The 14,478-nt window shown below is 66.3% G+C and carries 13 protein-coding genes and 4 tRNA genes (1 of these 17 cut by a window edge); 11 read left to right on the top strand and 6 right to left on the bottom strand.

The window, feature by feature from the left end; translation table 11 throughout:
* Together F3I62_RS20245 and F3I62_RS14850 are read left to right on the top strand one after the other, a co-directional pair.
* Nucleotides 1-53, top strand: a tRNA-Arg gene (locus F3I62_RS20245) (it extends 124 nt beyond the left edge of the window).
* Between the two features lie 72 nt (nt 54-125).
* Nucleotides 126-202 (top strand) — tRNA-Arg (locus F3I62_RS14850).
* Nucleotides 203-242: 40 nt separating this feature from the next.
* Here F3I62_RS14850 and F3I62_RS14855 read toward each other — a convergent pair.
* Nucleotides 243-734, bottom strand: coding sequence for a DUF4124 domain-containing protein (locus tag F3I62_RS14855; RefSeq protein ID WP_256667778.1), 492 nt, complete (start codon nt 732-734; stop codon nt 243-245).
* A 318-nt stretch (nt 735-1,052) separates the two neighbouring features.
* Here F3I62_RS14855 and mgtE point away from each other — a divergent pair, with 318 nt between their 5' ends.
* Nucleotides 1,053-2,495: a magnesium transporter gene (mgtE, locus tag F3I62_RS14860; protein WP_160490418.1), complete on the top strand. Its 1,443-nt coding sequence runs from the start codon at nt 1,053-1,055 to the stop codon at nt 2,493-2,495.
* A gap of 90 nt (nt 2,496-2,585) precedes the next feature.
* Here the strand turns inward: mgtE and F3I62_RS14865 are convergent, their stop codons facing one another.
* A complete protein-coding gene (locus F3I62_RS14865) occupies nt 2,586-2,912 on the bottom strand; it encodes an Arc family DNA-binding protein (protein ID WP_160490419.1) in 327 nt (108 codons plus the stop codon).
* A 362-nt stretch (nt 2,913-3,274) separates the two neighbouring features.
* On the opposite strand from F3I62_RS14865, the gene F3I62_RS14870 reads away from it, so the two are divergent.
* Nucleotides 3,275-3,351, top strand: a tRNA-Arg gene (locus tag F3I62_RS14870).
* Nucleotides 3,352-3,545: 194 nt separating this feature from the next.
* Here the strand turns inward: F3I62_RS14870 and F3I62_RS14875 are convergent.
* On the bottom strand, nt 3,546-3,947 hold the full coding sequence (locus F3I62_RS14875) for a hypothetical protein (protein WP_160490420.1): 402 nt from the start codon (nt 3,945-3,947) through the stop codon (nt 3,546-3,548).
* Nucleotides 3,948-4,049: 102 nt separating this feature from the next.
* Here F3I62_RS14875 and F3I62_RS14880 point away from each other — a divergent pair, with 102 nt between their 5' ends.
* The gene (locus F3I62_RS14880; RefSeq protein WP_160490421.1) at nt 4,050-4,589 is read left to right on the top strand and encodes a methylated-DNA--[protein]-cysteine S-methyltransferase; all 540 of its coding nucleotides are present in this window, start codon (nt 4,050-4,052) and stop codon (nt 4,587-4,589) included.
* A gap of 111 nt (nt 4,590-4,700) precedes the next feature.
* Here F3I62_RS14880 and F3I62_RS14885 read toward each other — a convergent pair.
* Together F3I62_RS14885 and mobA are read right to left on the bottom strand one after the other, a co-directional pair.
* Nucleotides 4,701-4,777, bottom strand: a tRNA-Pro gene (locus F3I62_RS14885).
* Between the two features lie 152 nt (nt 4,778-4,929).
* Nucleotides 4,930-5,535 carry a molybdenum cofactor guanylyltransferase MobA gene (gene mobA, locus F3I62_RS14890; protein WP_160490422.1) on the bottom strand — a complete coding sequence of 202 codons (606 nt, stop codon included), beginning with the start codon at nt 5,533-5,535 and terminating at the stop codon, nt 4,930-4,932.
* 65 nt (nt 5,536-5,600) lie between these two features.
* Between mobA and moaB the strand changes: the two genes are divergently transcribed.
* Complete coding sequence (moaB, locus tag F3I62_RS14895) at nt 5,601-6,140, top strand: molybdenum cofactor biosynthesis protein B (protein WP_160490423.1); 540 nt, start codon at nt 5,601-5,603, stop codon at nt 6,138-6,140.
* Complete coding sequence (gene glp, locus F3I62_RS14900; protein ID WP_160490424.1) at nt 6,137-7,333, top strand: gephyrin-like molybdotransferase Glp; 1,197 nt, start codon at nt 6,137-6,139, stop codon at nt 7,331-7,333. Before moaB ends, glp begins: the two co-directional genes overlap by 4 nt.
* A 188-nt stretch (nt 7,334-7,521) precedes the next feature.
* Here glp and F3I62_RS14905 read toward each other — a convergent pair whose 3' ends face one another.
* A complete protein-coding gene (locus F3I62_RS14905; protein ID WP_160490425.1) occupies nt 7,522-8,550 on the bottom strand; it encodes an AraC family transcriptional regulator in 1,029 nt (342 codons plus the stop codon).
* 126 nt (nt 8,551-8,676) lie between these two features.
* Between F3I62_RS14905 and F3I62_RS14910 the strand changes: the two genes are divergently transcribed.
* The 4 genes from F3I62_RS14910 to yegS all read left to right on the top strand — a co-directional run bounded on the left by F3I62_RS14910 (nt 8,677) and on the right by yegS (nt 14,449).
* Nucleotides 8,677-10,275, top strand: a complete 1,599-nt coding sequence (locus tag F3I62_RS14910; protein ID WP_160490426.1) for an FAD-binding oxidoreductase — start codon at nt 8,677-8,679, stop codon at nt 10,273-10,275.
* Nucleotides 10,276-10,277: 2 nt separating this feature from the next.
* A complete protein-coding gene (locus F3I62_RS14915; RefSeq protein ID WP_160490427.1) occupies nt 10,278-11,858 on the top strand; it encodes a glycerol-3-phosphate dehydrogenase/oxidase in 1,581 nt (526 codons plus the stop codon).
* Nucleotides 11,859-11,924: 66 nt separating this feature from the next.
* Nucleotides 11,925-13,484 (top strand): FGGY-family carbohydrate kinase, encoded by a 1,560-nt coding sequence (locus F3I62_RS14920; protein ID WP_160490428.1) that lies wholly within the window; start codon nt 11,925-11,927, stop codon nt 13,482-13,484.
* 62 nt (nt 13,485-13,546) lie between these two features.
* Complete coding sequence (gene yegS / locus F3I62_RS14925; RefSeq protein ID WP_160490429.1) at nt 13,547-14,449, top strand: lipid kinase YegS; 903 nt, start codon at nt 13,547-13,549, stop codon at nt 14,447-14,449.
* The last annotated feature ends 29 nt before the right edge of the window (nt 14,450-14,478 follow it).

Genomic DNA, 14,478 nt, shown 5'->3' on the forward strand with positions numbered 1-14,478 from the left:
GTACTCGGCTACGAACCGAGCGGTCGGAGGTTCGAATCCTCCTGAGTGCACCATACAAGGGATTATCGCAGTGATGCGAAGTTCCAGGATTCAACCAGCGGTGATCTGGTCTAAAAGCGCCAAATGCACTCATAGCTCAGCTGGATAGAGTACTCGGCTACGAACCGAGCGGTCGGAGGTTCGAATCCTCCTGAGTGCACCATAAAGCCAAAAGGCCCGCAGCGATGCGGGCCTTTTGCATTTCAGCGTTTGCCTTTCACGCAGCCTGCTTCGTCGAAGGTGACCTGGCGGCGATTACCTTTCTGGTCTGCGTAGTAGTAGCGGGTCTGGCCGTCCTGGGTGGTGATCTTGTCGGGCTTGCCCAGGCTGCTTTCGATGTCGCGACGCGTCATGCCGGCGCGCACCTGCTGGCGAATCATCGCATTGCGCCGCTGGCTGCCGGTGATGCGGTTGCCGCAGCCATCCTGTTTTTCGCCCACTACGACCGTTCGCGTCTCCCGGCTGTCGCTCTTGCGTGCGCGGCGGCTTTCCTTGGCCAATGGAATCGGTTTGCCCCGTCCTGGCGTGGGATTGTCCGCGCTCTGCAGGGCCTGCTCGGCATCTGTCGGGCAGCCTTGCAGGGTATAGGTGATGTGGCCGTTGTGGTCTTCGCAACGAAACACGGTCGAGGCGAGAGGGTTCTGGGTGGGCAGTAACAGGGTTGCGCAAATTCCTGCGCAGATTGATCGCAGCATGGGGCGTCCTCCTTGACGTTCCCCAGCAAGCCTAGCCGGACTTCGTGCTGCCGCCAGTGGTGCCTCGCAATGCCTGGCTGGCGTCAGAGCCATGCTTTCAGCATTTGCTCAGGTGTGTGGTGCAAGCGCTTGTTCTAGACGCGATTTTGTCGCGTATAGGCTGGCCTGGAGTGCTATCATTGCCCTGTCAGCTCCGCCGGGGCTTGTGGAATACCACCATGGACTTACCCAGTAGTTACTCAAAATTCCGATTGCCCAATCGCGTATTGACTGATTGATCCCCGTGGCGTGCTCTGCTGCTGGGGTGGAGCGCGCCATATGACTGAAGTAGAAGCCAAAAAGCCGCAAGAGAGCATGCAGGACCGCCTGGCTCAGGTGGTTGAACTGCTGCATCGTCACCGGCTGGTCGAAAGCCTGGCCCATCGCCAGGAAGGCCAGCATCGGGACCTGGTGGAAAACCTGGTCCATCGCCAGAATCTTGCCGAACTGCAACGCAAGCTCGATGAGCTGCACTCGGCCGACGTCGCCCATATCCTGGAAGCCCTGCCGCTCGATGAACGCCTAGCCGTCTGGCAGCTGGTCAAGGCGGAGCGCGACGGCGACATTCTCCTCGAAGTTTCCGATGCCGTTCGCGAATCGCTGATCGCCGACATGGATGATCACGAGATTCTCGCCGCGGCCAAGGAGATGGACGCCGACGAGCTGGCGGATCTGGCACCCGAACTGCCGCGCGATGTGGTCCTGGAGCTGATGGAATCCCTCGATGCGCAGCAGCGCGAGCGCGTGCGCTCGGCGCTGTCCTACGAGGAGGATCAGGTCGGGGCGCTGATGGACTTCGAGATGGTCACCATCCGCGAGGATGTCAGTCTCGAAGTGGTGCTGCGCTACCTGCGTCGCCTGAAGGAGCTGCCGGGGCACACCGACAAACTGTTCGTGGTCGATTACGACGGCATCCTCAAGGGCGTGCTGCCGATCAAGCGTCTGCTGGTCAATGATCCGGACAAGCAGGTCGGCGAGGTCATGGCCAGTGATCCGGTCAGTTTCGGTCCGGATGAGGATGCCTACGATGCGGCTCAGGCCTTCGAGCGCTACGACCTGGTTTCCGCGCCGGTGGTCGATGCCGCCGGCAAGCTGATCGGGCGCCTGACGATCGACGAGATGGTCGACCTGATCCGTGAGGAGAGCGAGACCGAAGTGCTCAACATGGCCGGTCTGCGCGAAGAGGAAGATATTTTCGCCTCGGTGTGGAAGTCGCTCGGCAACCGCTGGTCATGGCTGGCGATCAACCTGATTACCGCCTTTGTCGCCTCTCGCGTGATCGGCCTGTTCGAGGGCTCCATCGAGAAGCTGGTGGCCCTGGCGGCGCTGATGCCCATCGTGGCCGGGATTGGCGGCAACTCGGGGAACCAGACCATTACCATGATCGTGCGCGCGATGGCGCTGGATCAGATCAGTACGGGCAACACCTCGCGTCTGATGCGCAAGGAGCTGGGCGTGGCGCTGGTCAACGGCCTGGTCTGGGGCGGGGTGATCGGTGTGGTTGCCTTCCTGCTCTACGACAGCTGGTCGCTGGGAGTGGTCATGACCGGGGCAATGACCCTCAACCTGCTGCTGGCGGCCTTGATGGGCGTGCTGATCCCCATGACCTTGGCGCGCATGGGGCGTGATCCGGCGATGGGGGCCAGTGTGATGATCACGGCGATGACCGACAGCGGTGGCTTCTTCATCTTTCTCGGTCTGGCCACCATCTTTCTGCTGTAGGTCCGAGGAACAGAGAGCCGCCTGCGGGCGGCTTTTTCGTGGTCATAAAAAAGCCGGCGATCAAGCCGGCTTCTTTGTTTTTGCGCGATGTCATGCCTGTTCGGAGGCGAGCTCGGCATCGTGGGCGATAAGTGCCACCAGGGCGTTCTGCTGGCGATGCGAGAGCTGGCGGAAGCGCTGCAGCAGTTCGCGTTCGTGCAGGGAAAGCTCGGGGCTGTCCAGGCGCAGCTCTTGATCGTCACCCAGCGCGCCTTCCTGGAACAGGCTCTGCTCCAGGCGTGCGATGATTTCCGAGTTCATGCTGCGATGATGGTTGCGCGCCACATCGGCGATGCGCTCGCGCATGCCGTCGGGGAGGCGAACCACAAACTTGTCAGCCGTGCGGCTGGAGTAGATAGCTTGTTTCATAGGGCGCATACATTAAACCGGTTAGTTCAGGAAAGCGATGCTGGCACTTGGCTATGGAATTGTTACTGCTTTGACAGCATTTGACACTAGCCGTTCAGTCGATTGAGCATCGTCGATTCGGTGGTGGGTCGAGTATTTGACGCCAATTACACGACGAATTTTGCGCATAATACCGGCGCATTGCCAGCACCAGTTGTCCGAAATGCGTGCCAATCAGCAAAAGCACTGGGGGCGCGGCATGGGGCGGGGTGAAAAAATGCTGCGTTACGCGAGTAGTGCCGAGTTGGTGCCGGGTTGGGCATGACAAATCCGGGGATGCCCGCTAACATGCGGCCTGGTCAAATTCCGGTGTTGCATGCCGCGCGTTGCAGGTCCCAGTAGCTCAATTGGATAGAGCATCCCCCTCCTAAGGGGAAGGTTGGCAGTTCGAACCTGCCCTGGGACACCATCCCAATCAAAGTCGCCAGAAGATTCCTGGTTTTCGTCGGGTCACCCAGGGTGCAGGGCAGATGCATCAGGGCTGTGGGCGACGATCCGCAAGCTCGGTTCAGACCCATTGCTGCTGGGGCTTTCCCTGCTGTCGCCTTACTCCGAGCTGGAGTGGATATTTGAGCCAGTCGCTCCCTGGTATTCCTGGCGGTCTCAGGCGTCGCGCAAAAGGTCGTGGGCGTTGAGCAGGCTGTAGGCGATTTCCGGGTGTTTCTCCAGGCCGCGACGAATCGCGGCGGGAATCGACTGGCGAGTCTTGCGGCACAGGCCGGGCAGTTCGTCGATGTGGATGGCGATGCCGCGCATGCTGCGGACTTCGTTGAAACCGGGGGCGACCTGCAGGCGAATGCCCAGCTGCTCGTGGATTCGACGCTGCATGTGCTCGAGGTCGTTCAGGTCCGCAATATTTTCCAGGCGTTCGAGCAGGCGCTTTTCCTCCGGGCGAGTCAGGCGCAGGATGCGTAGGTCGGCGCCGGGGCTGTCCAGCAGGTGTTCGCGCCCGCAGATGCAGGCTCCGGGTGGACAGGGTTGGCGGGTTGGCGGCGAGGGTGTCATGGCTTCCGATCATAGCGAGCTGCATTCACTGTTGCCTATCGGGCTTCGTCGGCTGACGTGCGCCCGGGGTTTCTTGGGTGCGGCAGACAGCAGGTGGATGGAATGCAGCAAGAGGTTGAACGAAGCAGGGCGCTGGGTGATCTGCTCGACTCCCCGTTAGGGCGCATGATTGCCCTGGTGGATGGGCGGGGTGCGTTGTTGCGTCTGGACTTTCTGCCCGATGAACAGCAGTCGCCGACGCTCTGGCAGGGCTTCGCCTGGCAGCGCGATGCGGCGGCCGTGGCGCCGATCGCGCGCCAGCTCGACGAGTATTTCGCCGGGCGCCGCCGGGTCTTCGATCTGGCTCTGGTGCCCCGTGGCACGCCTTATCAGCAGGAGGTCTGGGGGCATCTGCGGCAGGTGCCGTATGGCGTCACCCTGACCTATGTCGAGCTGGGGGCACGCCTGCTGCCGCACCGGACGTCGGCGCGGGCCATCGGCCGGGCCAATGCGCTCAACCCGATCTCGATCATCGTGCCGTGCCACCGCATCATCGGTGCCGATGGCAGCCTGACCGGTTATGCCGGTGGGCTGGCGCGCAAGCAGGCCTTGCTCGAACTGGAGGGTGTGCCGACGGCGGGGTGCCAGCAGTTGCTGCTCTGAGTCGGCTGGGCGCAGAGGGCGGGCTTTCTGGGCGGCAGAAACGAAAAAACCGGCCACTGTGGGCCGGTTTTCGGAGCAGCTAACCTTGCGGGTTCGCTGCTTTCGGGAATTTGGTCGGAGCGACAGGATTCGAACCTGCGACCTTCTCGTCCCGAACGAGACGCGCTACCAAGCTGCGCTACGCTCCGTTCAATGGCGCGCATTGTACCGAAAAGGTTTTGTTGCACAAGGGGTTAGCCTGATTTTTTGTTTGCGGGCGCAGCGCTGCGCCTCGCTGTGGCGGCGGTATGGGCTGTTCTGATGGCTAGCTGGCGTCTGGCGGGGCAGGGGGGATCAGGTTCTACGGCCGAGTGCCAGCTGCGCTTGCCGCCAGCAGTTCGGGGGTATTCAGGTTGGCCAGGCGCGGGTCATCTTCGGCGCATTCGAAGGCCTGGGCGCCGAGTTGCAGCAACAGGCGCCGCGGGCTGCGCTCGCCAGCCTGCCAGGCCTGTTCGATGCTGTCGGCGAGGCTGAGTGGCAGCAGGCAGAACAGCGGTTCCCACTGGCTGCCGCGACGGATCAGCAGCGGCTTGTCCGGCTGCTCGGCTGCTCGGGCGCGCATGGCCTGCAGCAGGGCCGTATCGAGCTGCGGGGCATCGCAGGGCAGGATCAGCAGCCAGGGCTGGCGGGCTACCCTGAGGCCGGCGCGGATGCCGGCCAGCGGGCCGGGGAATTCGCTGTCGTCATCCTGCACCAGGCGATCGGCGTAGGCGGCGTAGCGCTCGGCGTTGCGGTTGCAGGAGATGATCAGGTCATCGCCCAGCGGGCGCACCACGGCGTGCAGGTGGGCGATCAGCGGTTGCCCGCGCCATTGCAGCAGACCCTTGTCCTGGCCGCCCATGCGCTGTCCGCGACCGCCGGCCAGGAGCAGGATGGAACAGGGCGGAAGAGGGCAGGAGTCGGTCATGGCGGTGCTCTGGCTGGGGCCTGTGATATAACACCGGCCTGTTTTCGCCACAACCGGATTGCGCCATGAGCCACAAGGCCGAGGCGGCATTCGTGCCGCTGAATATTGCCGTTTTGACCGTCAGTGATACCCGCAGCCTGGAGACCGATACCTCGGGCCAGCTGTTCGTCGATCGCCTTAGCGCCGCCGGGCACACCCTGGCTGCGCGGGTGCTGCTGAAGGACGACCTGTACAAGATCCGCGCCCAGGTCGCCAGCTGGATCGCCGAGGACCAGGTGCAGGTGGTGCTGATCACCGGCGGCACCGGTTTCACCGGCCGCGACAGCACCCCGGAAGCCGTGAGCTGCCTGCTGGACAAGCAGGTGGATGGCTTCGGCGAGCTGTTCCGGCAGATTTCCGTGGCCGATATCGGCACCTCCACCATCCAGTCGCGCGCCCTGGCCGGCCTGGCCAACGGCACCCTGGTTTGCTGCCTGCCGGGCTCGACCAACGCCTGTCGCACCGCCTGGGACGGCATCCTCGCCGAGCAGCTGGACAATCGTCACCGGCCCTGCAATTTCGTGCCGCACCTCAAGGCGGTCGGAGCCTGCGAGAGCCGCGGATGAGCCTGCTGCCGGTCGAAGAGGCCCTGGCGCGCCTGCTGGCCCAGGCCGCGGCGACGCCGATTGGCGAGTGCGAGATCGTGCCCCTGGCCGATGCCGATGGCCGCGTGCTGGCCGAGGCGCTGATCGCCAGCCTGGACCTGCCGCCCTGGCCGAACAGCGCCATGGACGGCTACGCACTGTGCCTGGCCGACTGCATGGGTGAGCCGCTGTCGGTCAGCCAGCGCATCCTCGCCGGCCAGGCGCCTGGGCCGCTGCAGCCGCGCACCTGTGCGCGGATCTTCACCGGCGCACCGCTACCGCCTGGCGCCGACTGCGTGGAAATGCAGGAAAACGCCGAAGTCCTGGCCGATGGCCGGGTGCGCTTCGGCGAGCCGCTGCGGGCCGGGCAGAACGTGCGCCCGCAGGGCCAGGAAACCCGCGTCGGCGAGCTGGTGCTGGCCGCCGGCACTCGTCTGGGTCCGGTCGAACTGGGCCTGGCCGCCTCCCTTGGCCGCGCCGAGCTGGCGGTACGCCGCCGGCCGCGGGTCGCGGTGCTGTCCACCGGCGACGAGCTGGTCGAGCCCGGCCTGCCGCTGGGCCCGGGGCAGATCTACAACAGCAACCGCAGCCTGCTGTGCGCCTGGCTGCGCCGCCTGGGCTGCACGGTGGTGGACGGCGGCATCCTCGCCGACGACCTGCAGCGCACCCGTGATGCCCTGGCGGCGCTGGCCGATGTCGACCTGATCCTGTCCACCGGCGGGGTGTCGGTGGGCGAGGCGGATTTCCTCGGCCAAGTGCTGCAGGAAGACGGCGAGCTGACCCTGTGGAAGCTGGCGATCAAGCCGGGCAAGCCGCTGACCTGCGGCCATTATCGGGGCGTGCCGGTGATCGGTCTGCCCGGCAATCCGGCCTCGACCCTGGTTACTTTCGGCCTGCTGGCGCGCCCTTATCTGCTGCGGCGCCTGGGCGTGCTCGACGTCGAGCCGCTGGCCGTCCAGGTGCCGGCCGGTTTCGCCTGGAGCAAGGCCGGCAAGCGCCGCGAGTACCTGCGCGCACGCCTCGAAGGCGGCCGCGCGGTGCTCTATCCGAACCAGAGTTCCGGCGTGCTGCGCAGCGCCGCCTGGGCCGATGGCCTGGTCGAAGTGCTGGAAGACCGGACCTATGCCGAAGGCGAACTGCTGCGTTTTATTCCGCTGAGTGAACTGCTGGGGTAGGGACTGTCCACGGTTTTCGTAGAGTACGCCGTGCGCACCACGGCCATATGCGGGCTTTCTGGTGCGCACGGCGCATCCTACGCAAGGACCGCTCGCCACCAGTCCGTGGGCTCTGATCCAGCGTTTTAGTGGCTGGAAAAACTGTCAGCAGGATCTAGGGCCGATGGCCAGGCGCGGGTTTTCCCGTGCTACAGCGGATTGCCCTTGTGCCGCTCGCGGTACTCGCCCGGGGTCATGCCGGTGCGTGCCTTGAAGCTGCGGTGCAGCGAGCGCGCCTCGGTGAAGCCCAGGTAGCTGGCGATATCCTCGATCGCCAGGTCGCTGCGCAGCAGGTAGTGTTCGGCCAGTTCCTGGCGCAGCTGGTCGAGGATTTCCTGGTAGCTGGTGCCGGCGTTCTGCAGGTGGCGCTGCAGGGTGCGCACGGTCATGTGGAACTTCTCGGCGACCTTCTCCTTGCGTGGCAGGCCGTCCTTGAGCAGCAGGCGCAGGGCATTCTTTACCCGTTGCGGCAGCGGCTCGTTGTCGTCCAGGCCGGCCATCAGGGTCAGGGCGTGTTCTTCCAGGGTGCGCAGCAGGTTGGCGTCGGCCTGGCGCAGGGGGATGGCCAGGTAGTCCATGGGCACCAAGAGGGCGTTGCAGGACTGCTCGAACAGCACCGGGCAGCCGAACACCGCTTCGTAATCGGCCTGCGTGGTGCCATCGGGGCGGGCATGCTCCATCCACACCTCGCGCGGCGACTTGTCCATGTCGGCGATCCAGCGCGCATAGAGCATCCACGAGGCGAGCACGCTCTCGACCATGTGCCGACGGATGTCCGGGCGTTCGTGGCGGCAGTTCCAGACCAGCTTGATATGGTCGCCTTCAGCCAGCAGCTGGCTGGTGCCCATATCGCCGACCAGTTTCTCGTAGGGCACGATGCGGCTCATGGCTTCGCCCAGGGTGGCGCAGTTCATGGTGATGTAACCGAGCACGCTCCAGTAACCGGGCTGCACGAATTGCGCCGAGTGCAGGCCGAACAGCGGGTTGCCGGAGACTTCCAGCAGGTGGCTGAGCAGGCGCTCGTGCAGCTCGCTGGGGATGCGCTTGCCGTTGTCGGCGAGGTCTGCGGCGCTGATGCCGACGGCGGCGCGCACGGCTTCCACATCCAGGCCGAGGCGTTCGGCATGGCGCAGGTATTTGATCAGGGCGGGAACCGAGGTGTAGCCAAGGGTCAGCATGGTTCTTGTTGTTCTGCTTGTCTTGATTGGCGATGACCGCTGTCCCGATCCGACAGTGACCGGGTGACGCGGCCGGCTAGTATAGGCAGCCATCGATGGTCAGCGGAACACTCAGGGGAGCGGCAGATGCGACGTTGGAATGGATGGGGTGACGAGGCCACGCAGGTGGTGCTGCCGGCCAATGGCGGCGCCTTCCTCGAGGCGCGGGTCGGCACGGGTCAGGCGCTGGCCGATGCCAGCCTGGCGCAGGTGCTGGCCCGGGTGCCGGCGTCGCGTCTGCTCGCTCGCCATCCGCTGATCAGCCTGGACGCCGAGGTGCGCGTGCGCCATGCCCGCGGGCAGAGCCTGCCGGACTGGCTGGCCATGCGCTCCGGCGAGTTCGGCGTGTTCCCCGACGGCGTGGCCCTGCCGGAAACCCCGGCGCAGATCCGCGAGCTGCTGGCCTGGGCCCGCGAGCACGACGTGTTCGTGATTCCCTACGGCGGCGGCACCTCGGTGGCCGGGCATATCAACCCGGTCGAGTCCGAGAAACCGGTGCTGACCCTGTCGCTGGAGCGCATGACCCAGCTGCTCGACCTCGACGAGAGCAGCCTGATCGCCACCTTCGCCCCCGGCGCCAACGGCCCGCAGGTGGAGGCGCAGCTGCGCGCCCGCGGCTACACCCTCGGCCACTTCCCGCAGTCCTGGGAGCTGTCGACCCTCGGCGGCTGGGTGGCCAGCCGCTCCAGCGGCCAACAGTCGCTGCGCTACGGGCGCATCGAGCAGCTGTTCGCCGGCGGCAAGGTGGAGACCTTCGCCGGCACCCTGGACATCCCGACTTTCCCGGCCTCGGCTGCCGGCCCCGACCTGCGCGAGCTGATCCTTGGGTCGGAAGGGCGCTTCGGGGTGATCTCCGAGGTCAAGGTGCGGGTCACCCGGTTGGCCGAGCAGGAAAAGTTCTTCGCCGTGTTCCTGCCCAGCTGGCAGCAGGCCCTGGCCGGCATCCGCGCGCTGGTGCAGGCGCGCGTGCCGCTGTCGATGCTGCGCCTGTCCAACGCCATCGAGACCGAGACCCAACTGGCCCTGGCCGGCCACCCCGAGCAGATCGCCTGGCTGGAAAAATACCTGGCCCTGCGTGGCGCCCGTGCCGGCAAGTGCATGCTGACCTTCGGCGTCACCGGCAACCGCGCGCAGAACGCCCTCTCGGTGAAACAGGCCAAACGCCTGCTCAAGGGGTTCGGCGGGGTGTTCACCGGCACCCTGCTGGGCAAGAAGTGGGCGGAAAACCGCTTCCGTTTCCCCTACCTGCGTCATGGCCTGTGGGAGGCCGGTTATGCGGTGGACACCCTGGAAACCGCCACCGACTGGAGCAACGTCGACAACCTGCTGAACAAGGTCGAGCACAGCCTGCGTCATGGCCTGAGCGAGGAGGGCGAGCGGGTGCATGTGTTCACCCACCTGTCGCACGTCTACGGCCAGGGTTCGAGCATCTACACCACCTACGTGTTCCGCCCCGGTAGTAGCTACGGCGAGACCCAGGCGCGCTGGAGCAAGCTCAAGCAGGCGGCCAGCCGGACGATTGCCGACAACCGCGGCACCATCAGCCACCAACACGGTGTCGGTCGTGACCATGCACCGTACCTGGCGGCGGAGAAGGGCGCGCTGGGTATCGCCGCTCTGAAGACCATGGCGCAGCATTTCGATCCGGAAGGGCGCCTGGCCCCTGGCGTGTTGTTGGAAGACTGAACATGACTTGGAACGCCGCCTGGCGTGAGGCGGCGCTGCCCGAGCTGGCGGCGCGCGACTGGGACCTGATAGTTATTGGCGGCGGCATCAGCGGCGCCGGCATACTGCGCGAGGCGGCGCGGCGCGGCTGGAAGTGCCTGCTGCTGGAACAGCGCGATTTCGCCTGGGGCACCTCCAGTCGCTCGTCGAAGATGGTGCATGGCGGCCTGCGCTATATCGCCAAGGGCCAGCTCGGCCTGACCCGCGACTCGGTGCGCGAGCGCCAGCGCCTGCTCGGCGAGGCGCCGGGGCTGGTGGATGCCCTGCCGTTCCTGTTTCCCCATTACCGCGGGCAGTTTCCTGGGCCCAGGGTGTTCGGCGGGCTGCTTGCCGTGTATGACGCCCTGGCCGGCCAGCGCCTGCATCGTTATCAGCCGCTGCGCGAGCTGCGCTTTCTCGCCCCCGGTTTGCAGGACGAGCACCTGCTGGGCGCCACCCAGTTCACCGACGCGGTGACCGATGATGCGCGCCTGGTCATGCGGGTGCTGGGCGAAGCGCGCTCCGAGGGCGGCGAAGCGCTCAACGGCCTGCGCGTAGTCGAACTGACGCGCGACAACGGCCGGGTCGTCGGGGTGCAGGCCGAGGACAGCGAGTCCGGCCAGCACTATCACTTCCGTGCCCGGGTGGTGGCCCAGGCCACCGGTGCCTGGGCCGATGAGCTGCGCCGCAAGGAAGGTCTCGAACATATCCGTCCGCTGCGTGGCAGCCACCTGCTGCTGCCGGTCTGGCGCCTGCCGGTGGCCCAGGCGATCAGCTTTATGCATGGGCAGGACAAACGCCCGGTATTCGTCTTCCCCTGGGAAGGCGCCACGGTGATCGGCACCACCGACCTGGACCATGGCGAAGCGCTGGACTGCGATGCGCGTATCACCAGCGCTGAGGTCGATTATCTGCTGGCCGCCTGCGCTCAGGTATTTCCCGCCGCCGGCGTCAGCCGTGACGATGTGCTGTCGAGCTGGGCTGGCGTGCGGCCGGTGGTCAGCACGGATGCAACGCCCACCAGCAAGCCGTCGGACGAGAAACGCGAACACGCCCTGTGGGTCGAACCCGGCTGCGTGACCCTCGCCGGTGGCAAACTGACCACTTTCCGCCTGCTGGCCCTGGAAGTGCTGCGCGCCTGCGCGCCGTTTGCCGGCAAGACGGTGGAGGATGTCGGGCAGCCGGTGTTTCATGCCGCGCCGCCGCTGTCATTGACGGGTTTGAGCGTGACGCAGCAGCGCCGTCTGGCCGGTCGCCATGGCCTGGCGTTGCCGCGTCTGGCGGCATTGCTGGACGAGCTGGGCGGCGAGCGCATCGGCGCCAGCGACACCCTGTGGGTCGAGCTGGCCCAGGCCTGCGCCGACGAGCTGGTGCTGCACCTGGACGACCTGCTGCTGCGCCGCACGCGCATCGGCCTGTTGCTGGCCGAAGGGGCGGCGGCCGAGCTGCCGCGCATCCGTGCCCTGTGCCAGCCGCGCCTTGGCTGGAGCGATGCCCGCTGGGACGCCGAACAACAACGCTATCTGCAGCTGTGGCGCAGTTGCTACAGCCTGCCTTGCCTGTAGGGTGCGCCGTGCGCGCCACTGCATTGCGGCTGGTGCGCAGGGCGCACCCTACCCGAGGACTCTGAGTTGACCGAACAACGCTACCTGCTGGCCATCGACAACGGCACCCAGAGCGTGCGCGCGCTGCTCTTCGACCTGGCCGGCAACCTGCTGGGCAAGGGCAAGGTTGAGCTTGAGCCCTATTACTCGGAGCACCCCGGCTGGGCCGAGCAGGACCCCGAGTACTACTGGGCCAGCCTGGGCGAGGCCTGCCGCCGGCTGTGGGCCAGTGTCGACATCGACAAGCGCCTGATCGCCGGTGTTTCGGTCACTACCCAGCGCGGCACCCTGATCAATGTGGATGCCGAAGGCAAGTCGCTGCGCCCGGCCATTCTCTGGCTGGACCAGCGCCGCGCCGAGGTGGCCGGGCGCATCAAGGGCCCCTGGGGCTGGCTGTTCAAGCTGATCCGCATCGATGAAACCATCGACTATTTCCGCGCCCAGGCTGAAGCCAACTGGATCGCCCAGCAGCAGCCGCAGATCTGGGCCAAGACGCACAAGTTCCTCTTGCTGTCGGGCTTTCTCACCCATCGCCTGAGCGGTCGTTTCGCCGACTCGGTGGGCAGTTGCGTGGCCTATCTGCCGTTCGACTACAAGCGCCTGTGCTGGGCTAAGCCCAGCGACTGGAAGTGGCAGGCCATCCCGATCCAGCTATCGATGCTGCCCGAGCTGGTCAAGCCGGGTGAGCGCCTGGGTTCCATCACCGCCGAGGCCAGTCGGCATACGGGCATTCCCGAAGGCCTGCCGCTGATTGCCGCCGCCTCGGACAAGGCCTGCGAGGTGATCGGCGCTGGCGGCGTGGAGCCAAGCACGGCCTGCCTGTCCTACGGCACCACGGCGACCATCAACACCACGCGTTCGACCTACCTGGAAACCATCCCGCTGATCCCACCGTACCCGGCGGCGATTCCCGACCACTACAACACCGAAGTCATGATTTTCCGCGGCTTCTGGATGGTCAGCTGGTTCAAGGAGCAGTTCGGCCACGCCGAGCGCCAGCGCGGCCTGGAGCTGGGGGTGGAGGCGGAAACCCTGTTCGACGAGCTGGTCAACGGCGTACCGCCCGGCTCCATGGGCCTGACGTTGCAGCCGTTCTGGTCACCGGGCATCCGCGAGCCGGGCCTGGAGGCCAAGGGCTCGATCATCGGCTTCGGCGACGTGCACACCCGCGCGCACCTGTATCGCGCCATCCTCGAAGGCCTGGCCTACGCCCTGCGCCAGGGCAAGGAGAAGATCGAGAAACGCTCGGGTACCCGCATCAGCCGCCTGCGCATCTCCGGCGGTGGCTCGCAGAGCGATGCGGCCATGCAGTTGACCGCCGACATCTTCAACCTGCCGGCCGAGCGCCCGCACCTGTACGAGACTTCCGGCCTCGGCGCGGCCATCGACTGCGCCGTCGGCCTCGGCCTGCACCCGGACTTTCCCACCGCCATCGCCGCCATGACTCGCGTGGGCCAGGTGTTCCAGCCCAATCCGCAGGCGGTGCAGGTCTACGAGCGGCTGTACCGCGAGGTCTACCTGCGCATGTACCAGCAGCTGCGTCCGCTGTATCGCAGCATCCGCGAGATCACCGGCTACCCGGCCTGATCGTTCGCGTGCAGGCCGGCGGCCTGCATATACTCGGCTGCATTGGGTACAAGGAGTCGGGCATGGCCGAACGCAAGGCATTGCTGATCCTGCATGGCAAGCAGGCACTCAACGAGGAAGTACGCGCCGCCGTGCTGGCGCGGCGTGAGGCCGGCTGGGAGCTGGCGGTACGCCTGACCTGGGAGACCGGCGACGCCGCGCGCCTGGTCGACGAGGCGCTGGCGGCCGGTTATCCGACCCTGATTGCTGGTGGCGGGGATGGCACCCTGCGCGATATCGCCGAGGCCATGGCCCTCGGCGCTACGCAGGCCTCCCTGGCCCTGTTGCCATTGGGCACGGCCAACGACTTCGCCCGCGCCGCCGGCGTGCCCCTGTCGCCGGCCGAGGCCCTGGCCCTGCTGGATGAGCCGCCCAGGCCGATCGACCTGGGCGAGGTGGGCGGCCAGCTGTTCCTCAACATGGCCACCGGCGGCTTCGGCTCGAAGATCACCGCCAATACCTCGGAAGAGCTTAAGAAACTGCTCGGCGGCGCCGCCTATTTCCTCACCGGGCTGACGCGCTTCCCCGAGGTGCACTCGGCCTTCGGCCGTTTCCGCGGGCCGGGCTTCGCCTGGGAAGGCGAGTTCCTCGCCCTCGGCATCGGCAACGGACGCCAGGCCGGTGGCGGGCATGTGCTGTGCCCGCAGGCGCGGGTGGACGATGGACTGCTGGATATCTGCATCGTGCCGGCTTCGCCGGATCTGGTCGGTACCCTGGGGACGCTGCTGTCCGGCGGGATTCTCGGCCTGGAGTCGGTGTCGCTCAACGCGCGGCTGCCCTGGGTCGAGGTGGAGGCCGCCGAGGGGCTGGACATCAACCTGGACGGCGAGCCGCTGGAGAGCAAGCACCTGCGCTTTGCCGCGCGGCCGGCGGCCCTGCGCGTGCACCTGCCAGCGGGCTCGCCATTGCTGCGCGCGGCGGATTGAGCAGCGGCGGGCGCCAGGCTGGCTCCACC

Source organism: Pseudomonas sp. R-28-1W-6, assembly GCF_009799925.1.
Lineage (GTDB): Bacteria > Pseudomonadota > Gammaproteobacteria > Pseudomonadales > Pseudomonadaceae > Aquipseudomonas.